The organism is Mesorhizobium sp. M0910 (assembly GCF_040319465.1).
Classification (GTDB): domain Bacteria; phylum Pseudomonadota; class Alphaproteobacteria; order Rhizobiales; family Rhizobiaceae; genus Mesorhizobium.
On the sequence record NZ_JAMYNZ010000005.1, the window covers coordinates 107,110 to 129,374 of the forward strand.

The window sequence follows — 22,265 nt, forward strand, 5'->3', positions numbered from 1 at the left end:
ATGCAAAAGATTAGAAAAGGCGACAAGGTCGTCGTGCTGGCCGGCAAGGACAAGGGCCGTTCGGGCGAAGTCCTTTCGGTGCAGCCGAAGGACGACACCGCGCTGGTGCGCGGCGTCAACCTGATCCGTCGTCATCAGAAGCAGTCCCAGTCCCAAGAGGGCGGGATCATCACCAAGGAAGCGCCGATCCAGCTGTCGAACATCGCGCTGGCCGACCCCAAGGATGGCAAGCCGACCCGCGTCGGCTTCATCTTCCAGAAGGACGGCAAGAAGGTGCGCGTCGCCAAGCGCTCGGGAGAAGTCATCAATGGCTAAGGCTCAAACCAAGCAGGCAACTGCCCAGAACACGCCGCGCCTCAAGCAGGTCTACAACGAGACCATTCGCAAGGCGCTGCAGGAGCAGTTCGGCTACGAGAACGAGATGCAGGTTCCGCGCATCGACAAGATCGTGTTGAACATGGGCGTCGGCGAGGCGACCGGCGATTCGAAGAAGCCTTCGATCGCGGCGGAGGACCTTGCAATGATCGCCGGCCAGAAGGCCGTTGTCACCCGCGCCCGCAACTCGATCGCCGGCTTCAAGGTCCGCGAGAAGATGCCGATCGGCGCCAAGGTCACGCTGCGCAAGGAACGCATGTACGAGTTCCTCGACCGCCTCGTGAACATCGCACTGCCGCGCGTCCGCGACTTCCGCGGGCTCAACCCGAAGAGCTTCGATGGCCGTGGCAACTATGCCATGGGCATCAAGGAACACATCGTGTTCCCGGAGATCAACTACGACAAGGTTGATCAGATCTGGGGCATGGACGTCATCGTTTGTACGACTGCGAAGACGGACGACGAAGCCAGGGCATTGCTCAAGGCCTTCAACTTCCCCTTCCGCCAGTAACGGCAGCGAGAAAAGGAAAAATCTGAAATGGCAAAGACCAGCTCAGTCGAGAAGAACAACAGGCGCCGCAAGCTTGCGGACCAGTTCGCTGCCAAGCGCAAGGTGCTCAAGGCGATCATCATGGATCAGTCCAAGCCGATGGAAGAGCGCTTCCGCGCTCAGCTGAAGCTTTCGGCGCTGCCGCGCAACTCGGCCAAGACCCGCATCCGCAACCGCTGCGAAGTCACCGGACGTCCGCGTGCCTATTATCGCAAGCTCAAAGTATCGCGTATCGCGCTTCGTGATCTCGGCAATAACGGCCAGATCCCGGGCCTGGTCAAGTCGAGCTGGTAAGGAGGACATAAGATGTCATTGAGCGATCCTCTCGGCGATATGCTGACCCGCATCCGCAACGCGTATGGCCGTAAGAAGTCGAGCGTTTCGACGCCGGCTTCGCGCCTGCGCACCCGTGTCCTCGACGTGCTGAAGGCCGAAGGCTATATCCGCGACTACAGCCAGACCGACTTCGACAACGGCAAGTCCGAAATCGAGATCGAGCTGAAGTATTTCGACGGTGCGCCGGTGGTGCGCGAAATCGCCCGGGTCTCGAAGCCCGGCCGCCGCGTCTACGTTTCGGCCAAGTCGATACCACACGTCGCCAACGGCCTCGGCATCGCCATTCTTTCGACGCCGAAGGGTGTGATGGCCGACCACGAAGCGCGCGAACAGAATGTCGGCGGGGAAATCCTCTGCCAGATCTTCTGATCTGGTATGTGACCCGTTGGAATCCGGCTTTCGGGATCAAGTCCCGAAAACCGAGACCTGAAACAAGAGAAGTGACGAGGACAACAGAATGTCTCGTATTGGAAAGAAACCCGTTTCGCTGCCGCAGGGCGTGACCGCGACCGTCAACGGCCAGACCGTGACGGCGAAGGGTCCGAAGGGCGAGCTGAAGTTCGTGGTGAACGACGAAGTGCTGGTCAAGATGGAAGGCAGCGAGATCGCTGTCCAGCCGCGCGACCAGACCAAGACCGCCCGTTCCAAATGGGGCATGTCGCGCACGCAGATCGTCAACATCCTGCAGGGCGTCAAGGACGGCTTCGAAAAGAAGCTCGAGATCACCGGCGTCGGCTATCGCGCCGCGATGCAAGGCAAGAACCTGCAGCTGGCGCTCGGCTTCAGCCACGACGTTGTCTACGAGACGCCGCAGGGCGTGACGATTTCGGTGCCGAAGCCGACGGAAATCACCGTGACCGGCATCGACAAGCAGCAGGTCGGCCAGGTTGCCGCCGAGATCCGCGAGTACCGCAGCCCCGAGCCCTACAAGGGCAAGGGCGTTCGCTATGCTGGCGAGAAGATCGTCCGCAAGGAAGGCAAGAAGAAGTAATTTTAACGCCGCGGGGAGCGGTCGCGGGAGGCTCGTCCTACCGCATATGGTTGCCCCCGTTTTTTGAAGGCAAGGAACTGATATCATGGGCTCGAAAGAATCCACCCAACGCCGCGCTCAGCGCGTCCGCCGCCAGATCAAAAAGGTTGCCGGCGATCGTCCGCGTTTGTCGGTCCATCGCACGTCGAAGAACATCTATGTCCAGGTGATCGACGACGCCAAGGGCCACACCATCGCGGCTGCTTCGACGCTTGAGAAGGAGCTCAAGGGCTCGCTCAAGACCGGCGCCGACACCGCGGCCGCAGCTGCCATCGGCAAGCTGATCGCCGAGCGTGCCTCGAAGGCCGGCGTCAAGGAAGTCGTCTTCGACCGCGGCGCCTACATCTACCACGGCCGCGTCAAGGCGCTTGCCGAGGCTGCACGTGAAGGTGGTCTGAGCTTCTAAAAACGAAATTCGCCCCGGCGACCCACAGAGGCCGCCGGATATCATCATCAACCGTGCTTCCGGAAAAAAACAAGGAACAGGATATGGCACAGGAACGTAGGGATGGCGGCCGTGGCCGTGATCGCGAAGAGCGCGACGACGGCATGGTCGACAAGCTCGTCCACATCAACCGTGTCGCCAAGGTCGTCAAGGGCGGCCGGCGCTTCGGCTTTGCAGCACTCGTTGTCGTCGGCGACCAGAAGGGCCGCGTCGGCTTCGGCCACGGCAAGGCGCGCGAAGTGCCGGAGGCGATCCGCAAGGCGACCGAATCGGCCAAGCGCGACATGATCTTCGTGCCGTTGCGCTCGGGCCGCACGCTGCACCATGACGTCGAGGGACGCTGGGGCGCGGGACGGGTCCTGCTGCGCGCCGCCAAGCAAGGTACCGGCATCATCGCCGGCGGCCCGATGCGCGCCGTATTCGAGACGCTCGGCATGCATGACGTGGTCGCCAAGTCGATGGGTTCTTCCAACCCCTACAACATGGTTCGCGCCACTTTCGACGCGCTGAAGAGCCAGATGCATCCGAAGGATGTGGCTGCCGCGCGCGGCATCAAGTATTCGACCCTTCAGGCCCGCCGCGGCACCGCCGTTGCGGCTGAAGAATAGTCGACGCTGACCAGGGATCTGACCATGGCCAAGAAAGCAACCAAGACCATCACCGTCGAGCAGATCGGTTCGCCGATCCGCCGGCCGAAGGAGCAGCGCGCAACGCTGGTCGGCCTCGGCCTCAACAAGATGCACAAGCAGCGCACGCTGGAGGATACGCCCTCGGTGCGCGGCATGATCGCTGCCGTCCAGCATCTCGTCCGCGTCGTGGACGAGGGCTGAGCCAGAGCGCAGGAGAATCCAGATGAAACTCAATGATCTGCGTGACAAGGACGGCGCGACGCACTCCAAGAAGCGTCTCGGCCGTGGCATCGGTTCCGGTTCGGGCAAGACCGCCGGTCGCGGCGTTAAGGGCCAGAAGGCGCGCTCCGGTGTCGCCGTCAACGGCTTCGAGGGTGGCCAGATGCCGCTCTACCGGCGTCTGCCGAAGCGCGGCTTCAACAATATCTTCGCCAAGAGCTTCACTGTCGTGTCGCTGGCCCGCATCCAGGCGGCGCTCGATGCCAAGAAGCTTGACGCTAAGACAGTTGTGACGGCCGAGGCGCTGGTTGCGGCCGGCGTCATCCGTCGCGTCAAGGACGGCGTGCGCATCCTTTCGGACGGCGACATCAAGGCCAAGCTTGCCTTCGACGTGGCCGGAGCCTCCAAGGCCGCGATCGAGAAGATCGAAAAGGCCGGCGGCTCGGTGAAACTGCCTGAGCAGGCAGCCGCCGAGTAACGGCAATTTGAAGCACGTTCGGCAAAGGCGGAATTCGGTTTTGCCTGCGGTCGTGCTTTGATCCGACAGATGTGGCGGCCGCATCAACGCGGCCGCTTGCATGTTTGCAGTCCGGAGCTTATCTCGTGAGCTTCGGTGACACGCGCCGCCTGAGCTGCGGGCATCGAGCGTGACCAAGCGGAGAATCAGGCATGGCTTCGGCTGCTGAACAACTAGCCTCGAATCTGAATTTTTCGGCCTTCGCCAAAGCCGAGGATTTGAAGAAGCGCATCTGGTTCACCATCGGCGCGCTGCTCGTCTACCGTCTTGGCACCTACATCCCGCTGCCCGGCATCAATCCCGACGCTTTCGCCCAGGCCTTCTCGTCGCAGAGCAAGGGCGTGCTCGGCATGTTCAACATGTTCGCCGGCGGCGCCGTGCAGCGCATGGCGATCTTTGCCCTTGGCATTATGCCCTATATCTCCGCTTCCATCATTATGCAGCTGATGACCTCGGTCATTCCATCGCTGGAAGCGCTGAAGAAGGAAGGCGAGCAGGGCCGCAAGATCATCAACCAGTACACGCGCTACGGCACAGTGCTTCTGGCGCTTGTCCAGGCGTACGGGATTTCGGTCGGGCTTGAGGGCGGCAACGGCATCGTCAACGATCCCGGCATGTTCTTCCGCATCTCTACCGTCGTCACGCTGGTCGGCGGCACCATGTTCCTGATGTGGCTTGGCGAGCAGATCACCGCCCGCGGCATCGGCAACGGCATTTCGCTGATCATCTTCTCCGGCATCGTCGCCGGCCTGCCGCGCGCCATCTCCGGCACGCTGGAGCTTGGCCGCACCGGCGCCTTGTCGACCGGCCTGATCCTGGCGATCATCGTGCTCGCCATCATCGTCATCGCGCTGATCGTCTTCTTCGAGCGCGCCCAGCGCCGCCTGCTGATCCAGTATCCCAAGCGCCAGGTTGGCAATCGCATGTTCCAGGGCGATACCTCGCATCTGCCGCTGAAGCTCAACACGTCCGGCGTCATTCCGCCGATCTTCGCCTCGTCGCTGCTGCTACTGCCTGCGACCGTCGCCGGCTTCTCGCAGACCACCAATATGCCTGCATGGGCTAGCACCATCCTGGCGGCGCTCGGCCACGGCCAACCGCTCTATATGGCCTTCTACGCGGCGATGATCGTGTTCTTCGCCTTCTTCTATACGGCGATCGTCTTCAATCCGAAGGACACCGCCGACCAGCTCAAGAAGCATTCGGGCTTCATCCCGGGCTATCGTCCGGGCGAGCGCACTGCGGACTATATCGACTATGTGCTCACCCGCATCACCGTCGTCGGCGCCATTTATCTGGTGCTGGTGTGTCTGTTGCCCGAGTTCCTGATTTCAGCGACTGGCGTACCGTTCTACCTTGGTGGCACTTCGCTCCTGATCGTGGTCAGTGTAACGCTCGATACGGTGGCGCAGATTCAGGGTCACCTGATCGCGCACCAGTATGAGGGCCTGATCAAGAAGTCGAAGTTGCGCGGGGGGAAAAAGGCCAGATGAGGTTGATATTGCTTGGACCGCCGGGGGCGGGCAAGGGGACACAAGCACTGAGACTGGTAGAACGACACGGCATCCCACAGCTTTCCACGGGGGACATGCTGCGTGCTGCTGTTCAGGCCGGCACCGAAGTCGGCAAGCGCGCCAAGGCGGTGATGGACGCTGGCGAACTGGTGTCCGACGCTATCGTCAACGCCATCGTGGCCGAGCGCATCGATCAAGCTGATTGCGCAAACGGCTTCATCCTTGACGGATACCCGCGAACCCTGGTGCAAGCGGACGCCGTTGAGGAAATGCTGTCGGATCGCGGACTGGAGCTAGACGCGGTCATCGAATTTGTCGTCGACGACAAGGCGCTGGTTGGCCGAATCGTCAAACGCGCCGAAGAAGCCAAGGCCGCAGGCCTGCCGGTGCGCAAGGACGACAGTCCAGCGGTGTTCGAAGAACGCTTGAGGGAATATTACAAGAAAACCTCGCCGCTGATCGGTTACTACTATGCCAAGGGCAAACTCAGGGGCGTCGATGGCATGGCCGACATCGATGCGGTGACGCAGCAGATCGAGGGCGTGCTCAGGGCGACGACCCGGCAGGTTGGCCGGGCGGCCGGCTAGAGAATCGAACGATTGCGCTTGACTGGAGCGGCCCGCTGGGGTATGGCGGCCCGTCTTCCTATCAGGCATGAGGCTTGCTTGTCCGCAAGGGCAAGGCAGGCCGCTTTGAACTGGAAACTCCCGCAAGGGCCGGCCTCCACCGGACGCGGGGCAACTTGAAGCGCCGGCTCGTCCGGCCTACATGGAGAAGAGAAGAACATGGCTCGTATAGCCGGCGTCAACATTCCGACCAACAAGCGCGTCGTCATCGCGCTTCAATACATTCACGGCATTGGCAAGAAGTTCGCCCAGGAGATCGTCGACAAGGTCGGCATCCCGGCCGAGCGTCGCGTCAACCAGCTGACCGACGCGGAAGTGCTGCAGATCCGCGAGACCATCGACCGCGACTATCAGGTCGAGGGCGATCTGCGCCGCGAAGTGTCGATGAACATCAAGCGGCTCATGGACCTCGGCTGCTACCGCGGCCTGCGTCACCGCCGCTCGCTGCCGGTTCGTGGTCAGCGCACGCATACCAATGCGCGCACCCGCAAGGGGCCGGCCAAGTCGATTGCCGGAAAGAAGAAGTAATTTAGGGCAGTAAGGGAGTAGGGCAGTAAGGCAATAGGAACGGCAGACATACTGCCCTACTGCCCTACTGCCATATTCCCCTACTGCCTTCTCCCTGGTGGAGCCGCTGGCATTACGGCGGTGTAGAGATCAACTGAAAGGACCATCATGGCCAAGGAAGCCACTCGTGTTCGCCGTCGCGAACGCAAGAACATCTCGTCGGGCGTTGCCCATGTCAATTCGACCTTCAACAACACGATGATCACCATCACCGACGCGCAGGGTAACTCGATTGCCTGGTCGTCGGCTGGAGCCCAGGGCTTCAAGGGATCGCGCAAGTCGACCCCGTTCGCTGCCCAGATGGCCGCCGAAGATGTTGCCAAGAAGGCCCAGGAACACGGCATGCGCATGCTCGAGGTCGAGGTCTGTGGACCCGGCTCCGGTCGTGAATCGGCGCTGCGCGCGCTGCAGGCCGCCGGCTTCACCATCACCTCGATCCGTGATGTGACGCCGATCCCGCATAATGGTTGCCGCCCGCGCAAGAAGCGCCGCGTTTAAAGAATTTACCGAACGCCGCGCGAGCGCCTCAAGGGCGCTCCTCCACGGCATTCCAGGTCGCCCGCCACGATTGGATGGTGGCGGGACAACGGAAGGAAAGCACTATGATCCAGAAAAATTGGCAAGAACTGATCAAGCCGAACAAGATCGAGTTCTCGTCGAAGAAGAAGACGCTGACCACGCTCGTCGCCGAGCCGCTCGAGCGCGGCTTCGGCCTCACCCTCGGCAACGCGCTGCGCCGCGTGCTTCTATCTTCGCTGCGTGGCGCGGCTGTGACCGCCGTGCAGATCGACGGCGTTCTGCATGAATTCTCGTCCATCGCCGGCGTGCGCGAGGACGTGACCGACATCGTCTTGAACATCAAGGAAATCGCCATCCGTATGGAAGGCGACGGCCCCAAGCGCATGGTCGTACGCAAGCAGGGACCGGGTGCGGTTCTCGCCGGCGACATCCAGACCGTTGGCGACGTCGAGATACTCAATCCCGACCACGTCATCTGCACGCTGGACGAGGGCGCTGAAATCCGCATGGAATTCACCGTCGACACCGGCAAGGGCTATGTGCCGGCCGACCGCAACCGCGCCGAGGACGCGCCGATCGGGCTGATCCCCGTCGACAGCCTGTATTCGCCGGTCAAAAAGGTCTCCTACAAGGTCGAGAACACCCGCGAGGGCCAGGTTCTCGACTATGACAAGCTGACCATGACCATCGAGACCGATGGTTCGATCTCGGGCGAGGACGCAGTGGCCTTCGCCGCTCGCATCCTGCAGGACCAGCTCGGCCTGTTCGTCAATTTCGACGAGCCGCAGAAGGAAGTCGCCGCCGAACAGGTTACCGAGCTTGCCTTCAACCCGGCGCTGCTCAAGAAGGTCGACGAGCTCGAGCTTTCGGTGCGTTCGGCCAACTGCCTGAAGAACGACAACATCGTCTATATCGGCGACCTGATCCAGAAGACCGAAGCCGAGATGCTGCGCACCCCGAACTTCGGCCGCAAGTCGCTGAACGAGATCAAGGAGGTCTTGGCGGCGATGGGCCTGCATCTCGGCATGGAAGTGCCGGACTGGCCGCCGGAAAACATCGAAGACCTCGCCAAGCGTTACGAAGATCAATATTAAGCATGATCCCGAACCGAAGGTCAGCGCAGCAAAAAGTTGCAGACTTTTCGGACAAGATCATGCGGCTAACCAACTGGGGCTCAGGCCTCTTGAAACCGCAATGAAGGAGAAGAGCCATGCGCCACGGATTTAAAGGCCGCCGGTTCGCCCGCAGCATAAGCCATCGCAAGTCGATGTTTGCCAACCTTGCCGTGTCGCTTATCGAGCACGAGCAGATCCTCACCACGCTGCCGAAGGCGAAGGATTTGCGTCCGATCGTCGAGAAGCTGGTGACGCTCGGCAAGCGCGGCGACCTGCACGCCCGCCGCCAGGTTATTGCCCACATCGGCAATGAAGGCGTCGTCAAGCGCCTGTTCGATACCATCGCGCCACGTTATGCCACCCGCAACGGCGGCTATCTGCGCATCATGAAGGCCGGCTTCCGCCACGGTGATAACGCGGCAATGGCGGTCATCGAGTTCGTCGACCGCGACACCTCGGCCAAGGGCGCCGGCGACCGTGCCCGCATCGAGGCCGAAGGCACCGACGAGGAAGCCGCAGCCGCATAAGGCTCGGCTTTCCTGAGAAGTTCAAAAGGGGCCTTCGGGCCCCTTTTTCTGTTTCCGAAGGTACCGGGCAGGGCTAGCAGGGGTTTTGTCACCGGTTTTTGCGGCGACTACCAAAATAATCGGATTTCAGCGGCTTAGCCTTTCATTTTGCACAATCGTCAGGACAATGGCGCCCGACTTGGAGGATTCGGAATGCGCGTTAAACGGCTGTCCATTGTTCTGATCTGCGCCTTGATGGCGTTGGCCGTCGTGCCTGCGGCCAGGCACGCGCTGGCGGAGGAGACCAAGCCAGATCCTGGTCTGTCCGACGTGCTGACCGATCTGTTGCATGGCGTCGAAGGCGAAAACGCCACCTCCGGCCCCGACAAGCGCGTGCCCTTCGGCCGCGAGGAGGTGCAGCTGTCCTTTGCGCCGCTGGTCAAGCAGACGGCGCCGGCTGTAGTCAATGTCTACGCCTCGCAGACCGCCAAGGTGGCGTCACCCTTCGACGGCGATCCGTTTTTCGAGGAGTTCTTCGGCCGCTCGCAGCCGCGCGCGCAGTCGTCGCTCGGTTCGGGGGTACTGGTCGATCCGACCGGCGTCGTGGTCACCAATTTCCATGTCGTCAAGGACGCCGACCAGGTCAAGGTCGCGACCGCCGACGGGCGCGAATTCGACAGTAAGGTGCTGCTCAAGGATGAGACGCTCGACCTCGCCGTGCTCAAGATTTCTTCTGACAAGCCGTTCCCGGTGATCGCCATCGGCGATTCCGACGCGCTCGAGGTCGGCGACCTGGTGTTGGCGATCGGCAATCCGTTCGGGGTCGGCCAGACCACCACCAGCGGCATCATTTCGGCGGTGGCGCGCAGCCATATCGGCATCTCCGATTCCAGCTTCTTCATCCAGACCGATGCCGCCATCAACCCCGGCAATTCCGGTGGCGCGCTGGTCAACATGGGAGGGCAGCTGATCGGCATCAACACCGCGATCTATAGCCGTAGCGGCGGCTCGATCGGCATCGGCTTTGCCATCCCTTCGAACATGGTCCGCGCCTTCGCCGATGCGGCCAAGGCCGGGCTCGACTTCTTCGAGCGGCCGTATGCCGGTGCCGAGTTCGAGGCGGTGACGCCGCAGATTGCCGAATCGCTCGGCATGGACAAACCGACCGGTGCGCTGGTTTCTTCGGTCGAAGAGGCGGGACCCGCGGCCAAGGCAGGGCTCAAGCCTGGCGACGTAGTGCTGTCGCTCAACGGCAAGCCGGTCGAGAGCGTCGGGGCGCTGGACTACCGGATGGCGACGCTGTCGATTGGTACGAATGCCAGCTTCGGCGTTCTGAGCAAGGGTCAGCAAGCGACGATGGACATCGCTCTGGAACGACCGCCCGAAGGCGCCAAAGCTGCGGAACTCACATTGCGCGGCCGCAGCCCCTTTTCCGGCGCCAAGGTTGCTGAACTGTCGCCACGGCTTGCCCAACGGCTCGGTCTGCGCACCGATGTCAAAGGCGTAACCGTGGTCGACATCAACCGCGATTCGCCCGCTGCCGATTTTGGATTCCAGCCGGGCGACATCGTGCGTGAGGTCAATGGCCTGACGATCGACAAGGCGGCGACCCTGGAACAGGCAGCCCAGCAGGATACGCGCTGGTGGCGCTTTACCGTCGAGCGCGGCGGGCAGATACTGCGCCAGGTGTTGCGTTACTGAGCCCGACCGTCAGCATGATCGGGCTCCAGGCAAGAAGAAGTTGCATGGCCGATCTGTTCAGTGTCGATGAACCGGAAAAGACGCCGCCCGGCAGGCCGCTGGCCGACCGTTTGCGCCCAAAGAACCTCGGCGAGGTCGTCGGCCAGGAGCATCTGACCGGACCCGACGGCGCGCTGACGCGGCTGATCGGCTCCGGCTCGCTCGGCTCGATGATCTTCTGGGGCCCGCCCGGCACCGGCAAGACCACGGTCGCACGGCTGCTTGCCGGCGAGACAAGCCTCGCCTTCGAACAGATCTCGGCCGTGTTTTCCGGCGTTGCCGACCTGAAGAAAGTGTTCGAGGCAGCGAAGCTGCGCCGCTCGAACGGCCGCCAGACGCTGCTGTTCGTCGACGAGATCCACCGTTTCAACCGCGCCCAGCAGGACAGTTTTCTGCCCGTGATGGAAGACGGCACCGTCGTGCTGGTCGGCGCCACCACCGAGAACCCGTCCTTCGAGCTTAACGCCGCGCTTTTGTCGCGCGCGCGCGTGCTGGTCTTTCACTCGCTCGGCGAAGACAGCATCGCCAAGTTGCTGGCGCGGGCCGAGGAGGCAGAGGGCAGGGCGCTGCCGCTCGATGAAGACGCGCGTGCGATGCTCATCCGCATGAGCGACGGCGACGGCCGCGCGGCGCTGACGCTCGCCGAAGAGGTCTGGCGCGCAGCGAAATCAAAGGAGGTGTTCGGCGCCGAAGCTCTGCAGCGCATCGTCCAGCGCCGCGCGCCGATCTACGACAAAGGCCAGGACGGCCATTACAATTTGATCTCCGCGTTGCACAAATCGGTGCGCGGCTCCGACCCCGACGCGGCACTCTACTATCTGGCCCGCATGTTCGACGCCGGCGAAGATCCGCTTTATCTCGGGCGCCGGTTGGTGCGCATGGCGATGGAGGATATCGGGCTGGCCGACCCGCAGGCGCTCGTCGTCGCTAACGCCGCCAAGGACGCCTACGACTATCTGGGCTCGCCCGAGGGCGAACTGGCCTTCGCCGAGGCGACCGTCTATCTCGCCACCGCGCCGAAATCCAATGCAGTCTATACCGCGTTCAAGGCCGCCACACAGGCGGCGAAGGAATTCGGTTCGCTGCTGCCGCCCAAGCACATTCTCAATGCGCCGACCAAGCTGATGAAACAGGAAGATTACGGCGCCGGCTATCGCTACGACCACGACGAACCCGACGCTTTTTCCGGCCAGGACTATTTTCCGGAGAAGATGGGAAGGCAGACATTCTACGACCCGCCCGAGCGCGGCTTCGAGCGCGATATCAGGAAGCGGCTGGACTATTGGGCGAAGCTGCGCAGCGAGCGGGAAAAATAGCTGCCAGTCGCACAGTGGCGTGATCGCCGTTGTCTGGCGTGACAAAAAACCCTATCAAGATGCGCCTTCGGCCGGCGGACAGGCCAGAAACGTACCGACGATATTCAGAACGGAATCGCGCCTGGCGCGTAAAAAATGACGAAAAAATCTCGCAAGACCCTTCGGAAGTTCGCCATAGCGATCCCGCTGCTGGCGCTCGGCTTTTATTTCATTCCCATCCTGATGACAATTTTCATTGTCCTCGGTCTGATCGACGTGTTGCGCAACGACAACAAGAACTGGGCCCTGTTCAGTGGTTATTTCCTCGGCAACGGCATCTTCACCTGGCTGCTTTCGCCCTTCAATCTGCTGGTCGATCTGCTGTGCTACAGAAACCGGGGTGTCTGGAAACTGGACCAGTTTCCTCCGGACTATCAACGCGAGGTCAACGAGGTCCTGGACGTATTCAAGGAGCGCAAGGACGAGATCATCGCCGATATCGACGCCAATTTCGGCAGCGGCCGGCGCGGCATGTATGTCTATCAGTGGTATGGCAAGCACAAAATAGACAACGTTGCCGAATTCAACAAGGATTTCAAATATATCAAGACGATTGCCGTTTCTGTTTTCAGCGGCAGGGAATCGACTTCCTGGCACTTTGGCCCGCTCCGGCTCAGCCTGCGCATTCTCTACAACCTCATCCCGGTGAAATCGGAAGTGTTTGTCGAGTGCGGCAACGCCAAGAACTACTGGCACGAGAACCCGCTGTTCATCTTCGATGACACACTGCTGCATCGCTCGGTCAACCAGTATGACGGGCGCCGCTACTGTGTGTTCATGGACATCATTCGCCCGTCGCCGTTTCCCGGTCTGATCTCGACACTCCTGGCCATCGTTTCGGTCAGCGTCGAGCGCATCAATGCCATGTTCTACAAGAACTGGAAGATGATCGCCTCCAGCAAGCCGAAGAAGGCCGGAGCCGCCTGACACCGTGGTGTGACCGGCGTGAGGAAGCACGATGTATCATCTTTTGCTTGTCTGCCTTGGTGGCGCGATCGGCGCAATGGCCCGCTTCTTCTTGTCCGGCTTCGTCGCCCGCCGGGTTGGCGAGACCTTTCCCTGGGGCACGATGGTGGTCAACGTCTCGGGAGCGTTTGCAATCGGTGTCGTTGCGCATGCGGTGACGCGCGACGGCATGCCCGCCATCTGGGCCTTTGCCGTCACCGGCGGCCTCGGTTGCTACACTACGGTCTCTTCCTTCAGCCTGCAGACGCTGGCACTGGCGCGCGAGGGCGAATGGCTGCGCGCCGGCGGAAATGTGCTGCTTTCGGTTTTCCTGAGCCTCGGCGGCGTGACGCTGGGCTTTGCCGCGGGAAGTCTTCTGATTGGCAGCGGGGCGCCGTGAGCGGCCCGCGGAAGCTCCGCCACAACGGGACGGACACTGCCGCGGCCGGGCATGGCGGACGCCTCATTGGTTGGCGCAGAACCTCCGAAGCGGTTCGGCTCTATGCGACCGTGGCCGCAGGCAGCATGATCGGCGGTGTGCTGCGGGCGCTTGCCTCATCGACGAGCACTGCCCTGTGGGGCGCTGGATTTCCCTTCGGCACACTCCTCGTCAACATTGTCGGCTCATTCCTCATCGGCTTCTACACGACATTGACGGGACCGGATGGTCGTGTCTTCGCCGGTCCGCTGCAGCGCCAGTTCTTCATGGCCGGCTTCTGTGGCGGCCTGACGACCTTCTCGGCCTTCAGCCTTGAAACGCTCACCCTCGCGCAAGGCGGGAGGTTTCTGGCGGCTGGACTCAATATCGCGATCTCCGTGGTGGCCTGGCTTGCCGCCGTCTGGCTCGGCCACATCTTTGCAGTTCGCCTCAACCGGCTGAGAGGGTCCAGGCAATGAAGATACCAACACAGGCACAATTGCTGCGCATATTTATCGGCGAAAACGACAAGGCAGATGGCCGTCCGCTGTATGAGGTTATCGTGCTGAGGGCCCGCGAAATGCAGATCGCCGGCGCGACAGTCCTGCGCGGCGCGATGGGGTTCGGCCATTCCAGCCGGCTTCACACCACGAAGATCCTCCGCCTATCGGAGGATCTGCCCCTCGTCATCGAGATCGTCGATGACGAGGAAAAATTGGCCGCTTTCCTGCCCGTTCTTGAAACAATCATGACAAGTGGTTTGATTACGCTGGAGAAAGTTCAGGTTCTGCAATATGGAACCGACAACGAATAACCGAGTGAGATTGCGGGTGCCGGCGAATGCCGTTGCATGCCTGCAAAACGGCGATTGGAATCATGGCAGGCGTTGAACAGATCACAGTGGACGCCGGTGAGGCGGGCATGCGGCTCGACCGCTGGTTCAAGAGCCATTTCCCCGGTCTCGGTTTTGGTCATCTGCAGAAGCTGCTGCGTTCCGGCCAAATCCGCGTCGACGGCGGCAGGGTGAAGGCCGATACCCGCGTCGAAGCCGGCCAAACGGTGCGTGTGCCGCCGCTCGAAGTCGACAAGAAAGGCGAAAGCCCGCTGACCGGCCATTCGATACGCAACCAGGGCGACGCCGATGTCCTGGCCAAGATGCTGATCCATGAGGACCCGAAGGTCTTCGTCTTCAACAAGCCGGCCGGCCTGGCGGTGCAAGGCGGCTCCGGGGTCACCCGCAATGTCGATGACATGCTGGAAGCCTGGCGCAACCAGAAGGGCGAGAAGCCGCGTCTGGTGCACCGGCTCGACCGCGACACGTCGGGTGTTCTGGTTGTCGCCCGTACAAGGCTCGCCGCCATGAAGCTCGCCGAAGCGTTCCGGGCGCGTGAGACGAAGAAAACCTACTGGGCGCTGGTCAAGGGTGTGCCGCCGAAGCGCGAGGACAAGATCTCGACCTGGTTGATCAAGGAACCGACGCCCGACGGCGATCGCGTGCGCATCGCCAAGCATGGCGAAAAGGGCGCCGACCACGCCGTGTCCTACTACCGTATCATCGAGCAGGCTGCACAGACGATGACCTGGCTGGAGATGGAGCCGTATACCGGCCGTACCCACCAGCTTCGTGTCCATGCCGCGCATATCGGCTGCCCGATCATCGGTGACCCCAAATATTTCGAGGCCGACACCAATTGGGATTTTCCCGGCGGCATGCAGAACCGCCTGCATCTGCACGCCCGCCGCATCGTCATCCCGCATCCCGACAAGGGGTTTGTCGACGTCACCGCGCCGATGCCGCCGCACATGCGCCAGAGCTGGAACCTGATCGGCTTCGACGACGCCAGCGCGGAGGACTAGGGCCGGTGGGCGTCGCCACAGATACGCTCGACCGCCGTGACGCGGTCGATCTGGCGGCCGCCGCCATCATGGTTGGGCTGACTTTTTCCTGGGGGCTGAACTACGTCGCCGCCAAGATCTCCTATGCCGGCTACGATCCCGTTTTCCTGTCGATCGCCCGCTCGGTGATCGGCGGCCTGTGTGTTTTCGGCTGGTGCCGCTGGCGCGGCATCGCGCTGTTCACGCCCGACAAGACCCTCGTCGCCGGCATTCTGGCAGGCGCGCTTTTCGGTCTCGAGTTCCTGTTTCTGTATGTCGGGCTCGAACACACCACCGTCGTGCGCAACACCTTGCTGGTCAACACCATGCCGTTCTGGATGCTGGTCGGCGGCCATTTCCTGCTGGGTGAAAGCATCACGGCACGCAAGCTCGTTGGTCTTCTGCTCGCTTTCGCCGGACTGGTCGCGGTGTTTTCCGACAAACTGAGCGCCAATGGCGGCGCAACATTGAGCGGCGATTTGCTCAGTCTCGGCGCCGGCATTCTGTGGGCCGTGACCAATATCGTCATCAAGCGGTCGAAGCTGGTGACGGCCAGCGCCGAAAAGCTGCTGCTCTATCAACTGGCCGGGGCCGCCGTCGTCGGGATTTTGGTGATGCCTTTTGCCGGCCCGCCAGTTCGCAGCTTTGCCGTTCTGCCGACCTTGGCTCTGTTGTTCCAGGCCGTCTACGTCGTCGCGTTCACCTATGTTCTGTGGTTCTGGCTGCTCCGGCGCTACCCTGCATCTGGACTGTCGAGCTTCACCTTCCTGTCGCCGGTGTTCGGTGTGCTCTGCGGCGCCGTCTTCTTGAACGAGCCGTTGACCGTTCGTATCTTCCTGGCACTCGGCCTCATCGCCGCCGGTCTTATCATCGTCAATCGGCCGGCCCGAAAACAAGCCCCCGGATGAGCATGCGCGACATATTGAACGACCTCGAAGCGGGAAAGCAGCTCTCCGATCCGGACCCGGTGCGTCGCGCCCAGATCCAGATGAAGACGCAACTGCCGAAGCGCTTCTACAAGACCGTCGCAGTCGCGCCGGTCGAAGATGGTTTTGCCGTCCACCTCGATGGCAAGCCCGTCCGCACGCCGGCCAAGGCGCTGCTGGCGCTGCCGACTGAAAAGGCGGCTGCTCTCGTCGCCGAGGAATTCGCCGCACAGGAGGAGACCATCGACCCGGTGACGATGCCGGTGATGCGTCTGGTCAATACGGCAATCGATGGCGTCGCCAGTGATCCCCAGGCGGTGCTGGAGGACATACTGCGCTTCGCCTCATCCGATCTGCTCTGCTACCGCGCCGATGCGCCCCAAGGACTAGTCGACCGGCAGAACGAGCATTGGGACCCGGTCATCGACTGGGTGCGCAGCGCACTCGGCGCCCGGTTCCATCTCGCCGAAGGCGTGATCCATGTCGAACAGCCGCGCGAGAGTATCGCGCTGCTCGGCCAGCATCTTGCCCAACGTGCCGATCCGCTGCGCCTTGCCGCCATCCACGTCATGACCTCGCTGACCGGATCGGCGCTGCTGGCGCTCGCCGTCGACTTCGGCGAGCTCGACGGCGAGGCGGCCTGGGCTGCCGGTCATGTCGACGAGGACTGGCAGGCCGAGCAATGGGGCCATGATGCAGAGGCGCTCGCGCGCCGTGCTGCCCGCAAGCGCGACATGATGGCCGCAGTCAAGCTGCTCGAAGCTCTCAAAGGCTGACGGCACCGCCCGCTATTTCGCACTGCACATTAGACCAAAGTCATAATCCCAAAGGCGGTCTGCCTCTGGGCACTGCTTTCTGTCATTTTTTGCACCGGTGGCTGCACTGAGTCTGCGTTGCGAGGAAACGCGGACGATGACGCGCAGCATCGAGGGCTGACGGAGTCACACGGGAGGATACGCTCATGGCAATGGCATCGACCGCCGGCAAAACAAGCCGCGGCATGACACGCGAGGAGAAGAAGGTCATCTTCGCTTCTTCGCTCGGCACCGTTTTCGAATGGTACGATTTTTATCTCTACGGCTCGCTGGCCGCCTTCATTGGCGCCACCTTCTTCTCGTCGGCGCCGGAAGCGACACGCAACATCTTCGCCCTGCTCGCCTTCGCGGCCGGTTTCCTGGTGCGCCCGTTTGGCGCCCTGCTGTTCGGCCGCATCGGTGATCTCGTCGGCCGTAAATATACCTTCCTCGTCACCATGACGATCATGGGCCTGTCGACCTTCCTGGTCGGCCTTCTGCCCGGATATGCGAGCTGGGGCATCGCCGCGCCGGTGATCCTGATCATCCTGCGCATGCTGCAGGGCCTGGCGCTCGGTGGCGAATATGGCGGCGCCGCGACCTATGTCGCCGAACATGCGCCCGACGACCGCCGCGGCTACTACACGTCATGGATCCAGACGACGGCGACGCTCGGCCTGTTCCTGTCGCTGATCGTCATCCTGATCGTGCAGGCGTCGATGAGCAAGGAAACTTATGCCGCCTGGGGTTGGCGCGTTCCTTTCCTGGTCTCCTTCCTGCTGCTCGGCATCTCGCTCTGGATCCGGCTGTCGCTCTCCGAATCGCCGACCTTCCAGCGCATGAAGGACGAAGGCAAAGGCTCCAAGGCACCATTGACGGAAGCCTTCGGCCAGTGGAAGAACGCAAAAATCGCGCTGCTGGCGCTACTCGGCCTTACCGCCGGTCAGGCCGTGGTCTGGTACAACGGCCAGTTCTATGCGCTGTTCTTCCTGCAGAACGTGCTCAAGGTCGAGGCGCAATCGGTCAACATCATGATCGCCATTGCGCTGGCGATTGGCTCGATCTTCTTCGTCGTGTTCGGCTGGCTCTCCGACAAGATCGGCCGCAAGCCGATCATCATGGCCGGCCTTGCACTGGCGATCGTCTGCACCTTCCCCTTGTTCAAGGCGCTGACCTGGGCAGCCAATCCGGCGCTCGCCACCGCGCAGCAGAACACACGCGCGACGGTGACCGCGGCACCGGGAGACTGCAAGTTCCAGTTCAACCCGGTGGGCACTGCAAAGTTCACGACCTCATGCGATATCGCCACCTCGTTCCTGACCAAGAACTCGGTGCCGTACGACGTGGTATCGACTGCGGCGCCCGGTACAGCCGCGTCGGTCAAAATCGGCAACGAGACGGTTGAGTCTTATGACGCCACGGCGGCCGGCGATCAGGCCAAGGCCAAGGATGCCGCTTTCGCCAAGGCGGTCTACACGGCACTTCGGGATGGCGGCTACCCGCTGAAGCGGGCAGCCGCCAAGGTGCCGGACCAGAAGCTCGAGGCCTTTATTGCGGCCAATCCTGAGCTGAAGCTCGATGCCGCGGCAATCCGCGCCGGCGACAAGGCAACCGTTCCGACTGACCAGGCGATCAAGGACAAGCTGCTGACTGCCGACGAGGCTGCGGGAGCCCCGGAGGTTACCGTCTATACCGTACCCGGCGGCGGTCCCTTCGCCATGTTTGCCGACCCTGCAGCGGTCAACTGGCCGATGACGATCGCCATCCTGTTCATCCTCGTGGTCTTCGTCACGATGGTCTACGGGCCGATCGCCGCGATCCTGGTCGAGATGTTCCCGACCCGCATCCGTTACACCGGCATGTCGCTGCCCTATCACATCGGCAATGGCTGGTTCGGCGGGCTGCTGCCGGCGACGGTGTTCGCGCTCAGCGCCTACAAGGGCGATATCTACTACGGTCTCTGGTATCCCGTGGTGATCGCGGCGATGTCGCTGATCATAGGCATGATCTTTATCAGGGATACGCTCGGAACGGACCTGCACACCAAACAGTAGCCGGCCCGTCCCGGTTCAAAGCAAAGCCCGGCGCGAGCGATCGCGCCGGGCTTTTTCAATTTATCGAGTGCAGGGCTTAGCTCTTCCGATCCTGTTTCGCTTCCTCGATCGCTGCCTCATGATACCAGGCACTTCCGAAATCCGTTCGGTTGCGCAAAGAAGCAAGTTCTGCCGCGAACTTAGCCTTTCCGCTTAAATTTGAGGCAGAGGCGCGCGCTGCCACCGGGAACATCAGGATTTTGGCCGACTGACGAGTGGAAGTGATTTCCATTGTCGGTTTCCTTTCTTCGACAGAACCTTGCCGATTCAACCTTTCCCCAACATAGGTTCAGCAACCGAATTAGGCAACATGATTACGAAAAGATCAGTACTTGCATATTATTTGTGCAAAATGCTTGTGGATGATCCGAGCGCAGCATGACAGCGGACCAGCGATTTTGGGTGGATACAACCCCACTTTTGCCGCATCCGTCGCCGGCGAGAATGGCACACGAATTGCATTTTACTAGTCCGGCAGGTCGGCTGCTGGACAGGCCGGCTCGCCCCGGCGCCATCCAGGGTTCGGTGATCAAGCAACGAGAGGCTAGAATGACGAAATACAAGCTCGAGTACATTTGGCTCGATGGATATACCCCGGTTCCCAACCTTCGCGGAAAGACGCAGGTCAAGGACTACGCCGAGTTTCCGACGCTCGACCAGCTTCCGCTGTGGGGCTTCGACGGTTCTTCGACCATGCAGGCCGAGGGCCACAGCTCCGACTGCGTTTTGAAGCCGGTCGCCGTTTATCCGGATCCCGCCCGCACCAATGGCGCGCTCGTCATGTGCGAAGTCATGATGCCGGACGGCGTAACGCCGCACGCGTCCAACAAACGCGCCACCATTCTCGACGACGAGGGCGCCTGGTTCGGCTTCGAGCAGGAATATTTCTTCTACAAGGACGGCCGTCCGCTCGGCTTCCCCGAGAGTGGCTATCCGGCGCCGCAAGGCCCGTACTACACTGGCGTCGGCTATAGCAATGTCGGCTCCGTCGCCAGGCAGATCGTCGAGGAGCATCTCGACCTTTGCCTTGCCGCCGGCATCAATCATGAAGGCATCAACGCCGAGGTAGCCAAAGGCCAGTGGGAATTCCAGATCTTTGGCAAGGGCTCCAAGAAGGCCGCCGACCAGATGTGGATGGCGCGCTATTTGTTGCAGCGCCTGACCGAGAAGTACGGCATCGACATCGAATACCACTGCAAGCCGCTCGGCGACACCGATTGGAACGGCTCCGGCATGCATGCCAACTTCTCGACCGCCTATATGCGCGAAGTCGGCGGCAAGAGCTATTTCGAGGCGCTGATGGCAGCCTTCGACAAAAACCTGATGGATCACATCGCCGTCTATGGGCCGGACAACGACAAGCGTTTGACCGGCAAGCACGAGACCGCGCCCTGGAACAGGTTCAGCTACGGCATCGCCGACCGCGGCGCTTCGATCCGCGTGCCGCATTCCTTTATCAACAACGGCTACAAGGGCTATCTCGAGGATCGCCGTCCGAACTCGCAGGGCGACCCCTACCAGATCGCTTCGCAGATATTGAAGACGATCGCCTCCGTCCCGACCAGCGCCGAGGTTTCGGCCGCGGCTTGAGAATGCGTTCACGGCGCGGACCTCGGGTGTCTGCGCCGTGACTTTCTTTCCCATCGCATTGCATCAAAAAACCCCGGCGTGTCTCCGCCGGGGTTTTTTCTACGTGACTATGAGGTTCGGGATCACACCGAATAATACATATCGTATTCGACCGGATGCGGGGTCATTTCGAAGCGCATCACTTCGGCCATCTTGAGCTCGATATAGCTGTCGATCTGGTCGTCGTCGAAGACGCCGCCGGCCTTCAGGAAGCCGCGGTCCTTGTCGAGGCTCTGCAGGGCTTCGCGCAGCGACCCGCAGACGGTCGGGATCTTCTTCAATTCCTTCGGCGGCAGGTCGTAGAGATCCTTGTCCATCGGCTGTCCCGGGTGGATCTTGTTCTTGATGCCGTCGAGGCCGGCCATCAGCATGGCGGCAAATGCGAGATAGGGGTTGGCACCAGGATCGGGGAAGCGGACCTCGACGCGCTTGGATTTCGGCGACGAGCCGAACGGAATGCGGCACGAGGCCGAGCGGTTGCGTGCCGAATAGGCGAGCAGCACCGGCGCTTCATAGCCCGGAACCAGGCGCTTGTAGGAATTGGTCAGCGGGTTGGTGAAGGCGTTGATCGCCTTCGCATGCTTGATGATGCCACCGATGTAGAACAGGCAGCTCTCGGACAGGCCGGCATATTCGTTGCCGGCGAAAGTCGGCTTGCCTTCCTTCCAGATTGACTGGTGGACATGCATGCCCGAGCCATTGTCGCCGAACACCGGCTTCGGCATGAAAGTGGCCGTCTTCCCATAGGCGTTGGCGACCTGGTGCACGACATATTTGTAGATCAGCATCTTGTCTGCGTTGCGGACCAGCGTGTCGAATTTGATGCCGAGCTCGTGCTGCGCGGCGGCCACTTCGTGATGGTGCTTTTCAACGCGCACGCCCATTTCGGCGAGCACAGTGAGCATTTCCGAACGCATGTCCTGTGCCGAATCGATCGGCGGCACCGGGAAATAGCCGCCCTTGATGCGCGGCCGGTGACCGAGATTGCCGGTCTCATAGTCGGTGTCGTCATTGGACGGCAGTTCGGTGGAATCCAGCCTGAAGCCGGTGTTGTAGGGATCGGCCTTGTACTTGACGTCGTCGAACACGAAGAACTCGGCTTCAGGACCGACGAAGATCTGGTCGCCGATGCCTTCGGCCTTCATGTAGGCCTCGGCCTTCTTGGCGGTGCCGCGGGGGTCGCGGTTGTAGGATTCTCCCGAGATCGGATCGAGAATGTCGCACAGGATGACCATGGTCGACTGGGCGAAGAACGGGTCCATATGCACCGTATCCGCATCGGGCATCAGCACCATGTCGGACTCGTTGATCGCCTTCCAGCCGGCGATCGAGGAACCGTCGAACATGACGCCATCGGCAAACATGTCTTCCTCGACCTCGACGACATCCATCGTTACGTGCTGCAGTTTGCCCTTCGGATCGGTGAAGCGCAGATCAACGAACTTCACGTCGTTGTCTTTGATCTGCTTCATGATGTCTTTGGCTGTCGTCATGTCCCTGCTTCCCTATGTGATGACGTTTGAACGTGGCCTTTTAACGGGA

The 22,265-nt window shown here is 61.6% G+C and carries 28 protein-coding genes; 26 read left to right on the forward strand and 2 right to left on the reverse strand.

Features of this window, described 5'->3' with window-relative positions; genetic code table 11:
• From rplX to NKH78_RS14330, 25 genes are all read left to right on the forward strand, one after another.
• Entirely contained in the window at positions 1–315 is a 315-nt protein-coding gene (gene rplX, locus NKH78_RS14210; protein WP_254817150.1) for a 50S ribosomal protein L24, read from the forward strand.
• A complete protein-coding gene (rplE, locus tag NKH78_RS14215) occupies positions 308–886 on the forward strand; it encodes a 50S ribosomal protein L5 (RefSeq protein WP_008875670.1) in 579 nt (192 codons plus the stop codon). Before rplX ends, rplE begins: the two co-directional genes overlap by 8 nt.
• Before the next feature lie 27 nt (positions 887–913).
• A complete protein-coding gene (gene rpsN / locus NKH78_RS14220) occupies positions 914–1,219 on the forward strand; it encodes a 30S ribosomal protein S14 (protein ID WP_023675134.1) in 306 nt (101 codons plus the stop codon).
• 12 nt (positions 1,220–1,231) lie between these two features.
• Positions 1,232–1,630: a 30S ribosomal protein S8 gene (gene rpsH / locus NKH78_RS14225; protein WP_006205453.1), complete on the forward strand. Its 399-nt coding sequence runs from the start codon at positions 1,232–1,234 to the stop codon at positions 1,628–1,630.
• Positions 1,631–1,718: 88 nt separating this feature from the next.
• The gene (gene rplF, locus NKH78_RS14230; RefSeq protein ID WP_023675133.1) at positions 1,719–2,252 is read left to right on the forward strand and encodes a 50S ribosomal protein L6; all 534 of its coding nucleotides are present in this window, start codon (positions 1,719–1,721) and stop codon (positions 2,250–2,252) included.
• Between the two features lie 85 nt (positions 2,253–2,337).
• On the forward strand, positions 2,338–2,697 hold the full coding sequence (rplR, locus tag NKH78_RS14235; protein ID WP_023675132.1) for a 50S ribosomal protein L18: 360 nt from the start codon (positions 2,338–2,340) through the stop codon (positions 2,695–2,697).
• Positions 2,698–2,780: 83 nt separating this feature from the next.
• Positions 2,781–3,344, forward strand: coding sequence for a 30S ribosomal protein S5 (gene rpsE, locus NKH78_RS14240; RefSeq protein ID WP_006333394.1), 564 nt, complete (start codon positions 2,781–2,783; stop codon positions 3,342–3,344).
• 24 nt (positions 3,345–3,368) lie between these two features.
• Positions 3,369–3,566: a 50S ribosomal protein L30 gene (rpmD, locus tag NKH78_RS14245; RefSeq protein ID WP_006205449.1), complete on the forward strand. Its 198-nt coding sequence runs from the start codon at positions 3,369–3,371 to the stop codon at positions 3,564–3,566.
• Positions 3,567–3,588: 22 nt separating this feature from the next.
• The gene (rplO, locus tag NKH78_RS14250) at positions 3,589–4,062 is read left to right on the forward strand and encodes a 50S ribosomal protein L15 (protein ID WP_023675131.1); all 474 of its coding nucleotides are present in this window, start codon (positions 3,589–3,591) and stop codon (positions 4,060–4,062) included.
• Between the two features lie 191 nt (positions 4,063–4,253).
• A complete protein-coding gene (gene secY, locus NKH78_RS14255; RefSeq protein WP_023675130.1) occupies positions 4,254–5,594 on the forward strand; it encodes a preprotein translocase subunit SecY in 1,341 nt (446 codons plus the stop codon).
• Positions 5,591–6,202: an adenylate kinase gene (locus NKH78_RS14260; protein ID WP_352736413.1), complete on the forward strand. Its 612-nt coding sequence runs from the start codon at positions 5,591–5,593 to the stop codon at positions 6,200–6,202. Before secY ends, NKH78_RS14260 begins: the two co-directional genes overlap by 4 nt.
• A 198-nt stretch (positions 6,203–6,400) precedes the next feature.
• On the forward strand, positions 6,401–6,769 hold the full coding sequence (gene rpsM, locus NKH78_RS14265) for a 30S ribosomal protein S13 (protein WP_006205445.1): 369 nt from the start codon (positions 6,401–6,403) through the stop codon (positions 6,767–6,769).
• Positions 6,770–6,916: 147 nt separating this feature from the next.
• On the forward strand, positions 6,917–7,306 hold the full coding sequence (gene rpsK, locus NKH78_RS14270; RefSeq protein ID WP_023799279.1) for a 30S ribosomal protein S11: 390 nt from the start codon (positions 6,917–6,919) through the stop codon (positions 7,304–7,306).
• A gap of 104 nt (positions 7,307–7,410) precedes the next feature.
• Positions 7,411–8,421: a DNA-directed RNA polymerase subunit alpha gene (locus NKH78_RS14275; RefSeq protein WP_023675128.1), complete on the forward strand. Its 1,011-nt coding sequence runs from the start codon at positions 7,411–7,413 to the stop codon at positions 8,419–8,421.
• A gap of 116 nt (positions 8,422–8,537) precedes the next feature.
• The gene (gene rplQ / locus NKH78_RS14280) at positions 8,538–8,969 is read left to right on the forward strand and encodes a 50S ribosomal protein L17 (protein ID WP_352736414.1); all 432 of its coding nucleotides are present in this window, start codon (positions 8,538–8,540) and stop codon (positions 8,967–8,969) included.
• 192 nt (positions 8,970–9,161) lie between these two features.
• Positions 9,162–10,649 carry a DegQ family serine endoprotease gene (locus NKH78_RS14285; protein ID WP_352736416.1) on the forward strand — a complete coding sequence of 496 codons (1,488 nt, stop codon included), beginning with the start codon at positions 9,162–9,164 and terminating at the stop codon, positions 10,647–10,649.
• Between the two features lie 44 nt (positions 10,650–10,693).
• Positions 10,694–12,004 carry a replication-associated recombination protein A gene (locus NKH78_RS14290; protein ID WP_023675125.1) on the forward strand — a complete coding sequence of 437 codons (1,311 nt, stop codon included), beginning with the start codon at positions 10,694–10,696 and terminating at the stop codon, positions 12,002–12,004.
• Positions 12,005–12,139: 135 nt separating this feature from the next.
• Complete coding sequence (locus NKH78_RS14295; protein WP_352507448.1) at positions 12,140–12,970, forward strand: aspartyl/asparaginyl beta-hydroxylase domain-containing protein; 831 nt, start codon at positions 12,140–12,142, stop codon at positions 12,968–12,970.
• Between the two features lie 31 nt (positions 12,971–13,001).
• Complete coding sequence (gene crcB, locus NKH78_RS14300) at positions 13,002–13,388, forward strand: fluoride efflux transporter CrcB (protein WP_352507447.1); 387 nt, start codon at positions 13,002–13,004, stop codon at positions 13,386–13,388.
• 110 nt (positions 13,389–13,498) lie between these two features.
• Entirely contained in the window at positions 13,499–13,885 is a 387-nt protein-coding gene (gene crcB, locus NKH78_RS14305) for a fluoride efflux transporter CrcB (protein WP_502896091.1), read from the forward strand.
• Entirely contained in the window at positions 13,882–14,220 is a 339-nt protein-coding gene (locus tag NKH78_RS14310) for a DUF190 domain-containing protein (protein ID WP_254817158.1), read from the forward strand. Before crcB (NKH78_RS14305) ends, NKH78_RS14310 begins: the two co-directional genes overlap by 4 nt.
• 62 nt (positions 14,221–14,282) lie before the next feature.
• Complete coding sequence (locus NKH78_RS14315; protein WP_352736418.1) at positions 14,283–15,263, forward strand: RluA family pseudouridine synthase; 981 nt, start codon at positions 14,283–14,285, stop codon at positions 15,261–15,263.
• A 68-nt stretch (positions 15,264–15,331) separates the two neighbouring features.
• A complete protein-coding gene (locus NKH78_RS14320; protein WP_502899811.1) occupies positions 15,332–16,189 on the forward strand; it encodes a DMT family transporter in 858 nt (285 codons plus the stop codon).
• A 2-nt stretch (positions 16,190–16,191) separates the two neighbouring features.
• Positions 16,192–16,983 (forward strand): ATP12 family chaperone protein, encoded by a 792-nt coding sequence (locus NKH78_RS14325; protein ID WP_352777881.1) that lies wholly within the window; start codon positions 16,192–16,194, stop codon positions 16,981–16,983.
• 185 nt (positions 16,984–17,168) lie between these two features.
• Positions 17,169–19,055: an MFS transporter gene (locus NKH78_RS14330; protein ID WP_254817163.1), complete on the forward strand. Its 1,887-nt coding sequence runs from the start codon at positions 17,169–17,171 to the stop codon at positions 19,053–19,055.
• Positions 19,056–19,131: 76 nt separating this feature from the next.
• On the opposite strand, the gene NKH78_RS14335 is transcribed toward NKH78_RS14330, so the two are convergent.
• Positions 19,132–19,326, reverse strand: coding sequence for a DUF2735 domain-containing protein (locus tag NKH78_RS14335; RefSeq protein ID WP_292660390.1), 195 nt, complete (start codon positions 19,324–19,326; stop codon positions 19,132–19,134).
• 317 nt (positions 19,327–19,643) lie between these two features.
• On the opposite strand from NKH78_RS14335, the gene NKH78_RS14340 reads away from it, so the two are divergent.
• Positions 19,644–20,684, forward strand: a complete 1,041-nt coding sequence (locus tag NKH78_RS14340; protein WP_352645824.1) for a glutamine synthetase beta-grasp domain-containing protein — start codon at positions 19,644–19,646, stop codon at positions 20,682–20,684.
• Between the two features lie 122 nt (positions 20,685–20,806).
• Here the strand turns inward: NKH78_RS14340 and glnA are convergent, their stop codons facing one another.
• Positions 20,807–22,216 (reverse strand): type I glutamate--ammonia ligase, encoded by a 1,410-nt coding sequence (glnA, locus tag NKH78_RS14345; RefSeq protein WP_254817166.1) that lies wholly within the window; start codon positions 22,214–22,216, stop codon positions 20,807–20,809.
• Between the last annotated feature and the right edge of the window lie 49 nt (positions 22,217–22,265).

Excerpts from the sequence above, each read along its gene's own strand:
- rplQ (WP_352736414.1), top strand. The coding sequence starts at position 8,538 with ATGCGCCACGGATTTAAAGGCCGCCGGTTCGCCCGCAGCATAAGCCAT.
- rplX (WP_254817150.1), top strand. The coding sequence starts at position 1 with ATGCAAAAGATTAGAAAAGGCGACAAGGTCGTCGTGCTGGCCGGCAAG.
- rpsH (WP_006205453.1), top strand. The coding sequence starts at position 1,232 with ATGTCATTGAGCGATCCTCTCGGCGATATGCTGACCCGCATCCGCAAC.
- NKH78_RS14310 (WP_254817158.1), top strand. The coding sequence starts at position 13,882 with ATGAAGATACCAACACAGGCACAATTGCTGCGCATATTTATCGGCGAA.
- NKH78_RS14275 (WP_023675128.1), top strand. The coding sequence starts at position 7,411 with ATGATCCAGAAAAATTGGCAAGAACTGATCAAGCCGAACAAGATCGAG.
- secY (WP_023675130.1), top strand. The coding sequence starts at position 4,254 with ATGGCTTCGGCTGCTGAACAACTAGCCTCGAATCTGAATTTTTCGGCC.
- NKH78_RS14285 (WP_352736416.1), top strand. The coding sequence starts at position 9,162 with ATGCGCGTTAAACGGCTGTCCATTGTTCTGATCTGCGCCTTGATGGCG.
- rpsN (WP_023675134.1), top strand. The coding sequence starts at position 914 with ATGGCAAAGACCAGCTCAGTCGAGAAGAACAACAGGCGCCGCAAGCTT.
- rplR (WP_023675132.1), top strand. The coding sequence starts at position 2,338 with ATGGGCTCGAAAGAATCCACCCAACGCCGCGCTCAGCGCGTCCGCCGC.
- rplO (WP_023675131.1), top strand. The coding sequence starts at position 3,589 with ATGAAACTCAATGATCTGCGTGACAAGGACGGCGCGACGCACTCCAAG.
- NKH78_RS14320 (WP_502899811.1), top strand. The coding sequence starts at position 15,332 with ATGGTTGGGCTGACTTTTTCCTGGGGGCTGAACTACGTCGCCGCCAAG.
- NKH78_RS14260 (WP_352736413.1), top strand. The coding sequence starts at position 5,591 with ATGAGGTTGATATTGCTTGGACCGCCGGGGGCGGGCAAGGGGACACAA.
- rplF (WP_023675133.1), top strand. The coding sequence starts at position 1,719 with ATGTCTCGTATTGGAAAGAAACCCGTTTCGCTGCCGCAGGGCGTGACC.
- NKH78_RS14290 (WP_023675125.1), top strand. The coding sequence starts at position 10,694 with ATGGCCGATCTGTTCAGTGTCGATGAACCGGAAAAGACGCCGCCCGGC.
- crcB (WP_352507447.1), top strand. The coding sequence starts at position 13,002 with ATGTATCATCTTTTGCTTGTCTGCCTTGGTGGCGCGATCGGCGCAATG.
- NKH78_RS14325 (WP_352777881.1), top strand. The coding sequence starts at position 16,192 with ATGCGCGACATATTGAACGACCTCGAAGCGGGAAAGCAGCTCTCCGAT.
- rpsE (WP_006333394.1), top strand. The coding sequence starts at position 2,781 with ATGGCACAGGAACGTAGGGATGGCGGCCGTGGCCGTGATCGCGAAGAG.
- rplE (WP_008875670.1), top strand. The coding sequence starts at position 308 with ATGGCTAAGGCTCAAACCAAGCAGGCAACTGCCCAGAACACGCCGCGC.
- NKH78_RS14330 (WP_254817163.1), top strand. The coding sequence starts at position 17,169 with ATGGCAATGGCATCGACCGCCGGCAAAACAAGCCGCGGCATGACACGC.
- NKH78_RS14295 (WP_352507448.1), top strand. The coding sequence starts at position 12,140 with ATGACGAAAAAATCTCGCAAGACCCTTCGGAAGTTCGCCATAGCGATC.
- NKH78_RS14340 (WP_352645824.1), top strand. The coding sequence starts at position 19,644 with ATGACGAAATACAAGCTCGAGTACATTTGGCTCGATGGATATACCCCG.
- rpmD (WP_006205449.1), top strand. The coding sequence starts at position 3,369 with ATGGCCAAGAAAGCAACCAAGACCATCACCGTCGAGCAGATCGGTTCG.
- glnA (WP_254817166.1), bottom strand. The coding sequence starts at position 22,216 with ATGACGACAGCCAAAGACATCATGAAGCAGATCAAAGACAACGACGTG.
- rpsK (WP_023799279.1), top strand. The coding sequence starts at position 6,917 with ATGGCCAAGGAAGCCACTCGTGTTCGCCGTCGCGAACGCAAGAACATC.
- NKH78_RS14315 (WP_352736418.1), top strand. The coding sequence starts at position 14,283 with ATGGCAGGCGTTGAACAGATCACAGTGGACGCCGGTGAGGCGGGCATG.
- rpsM (WP_006205445.1), top strand. The coding sequence starts at position 6,401 with ATGGCTCGTATAGCCGGCGTCAACATTCCGACCAACAAGCGCGTCGTC.
- NKH78_RS14335 (WP_292660390.1), bottom strand. The coding sequence starts at position 19,326 with ATGGAAATCACTTCCACTCGTCAGTCGGCCAAAATCCTGATGTTCCCG.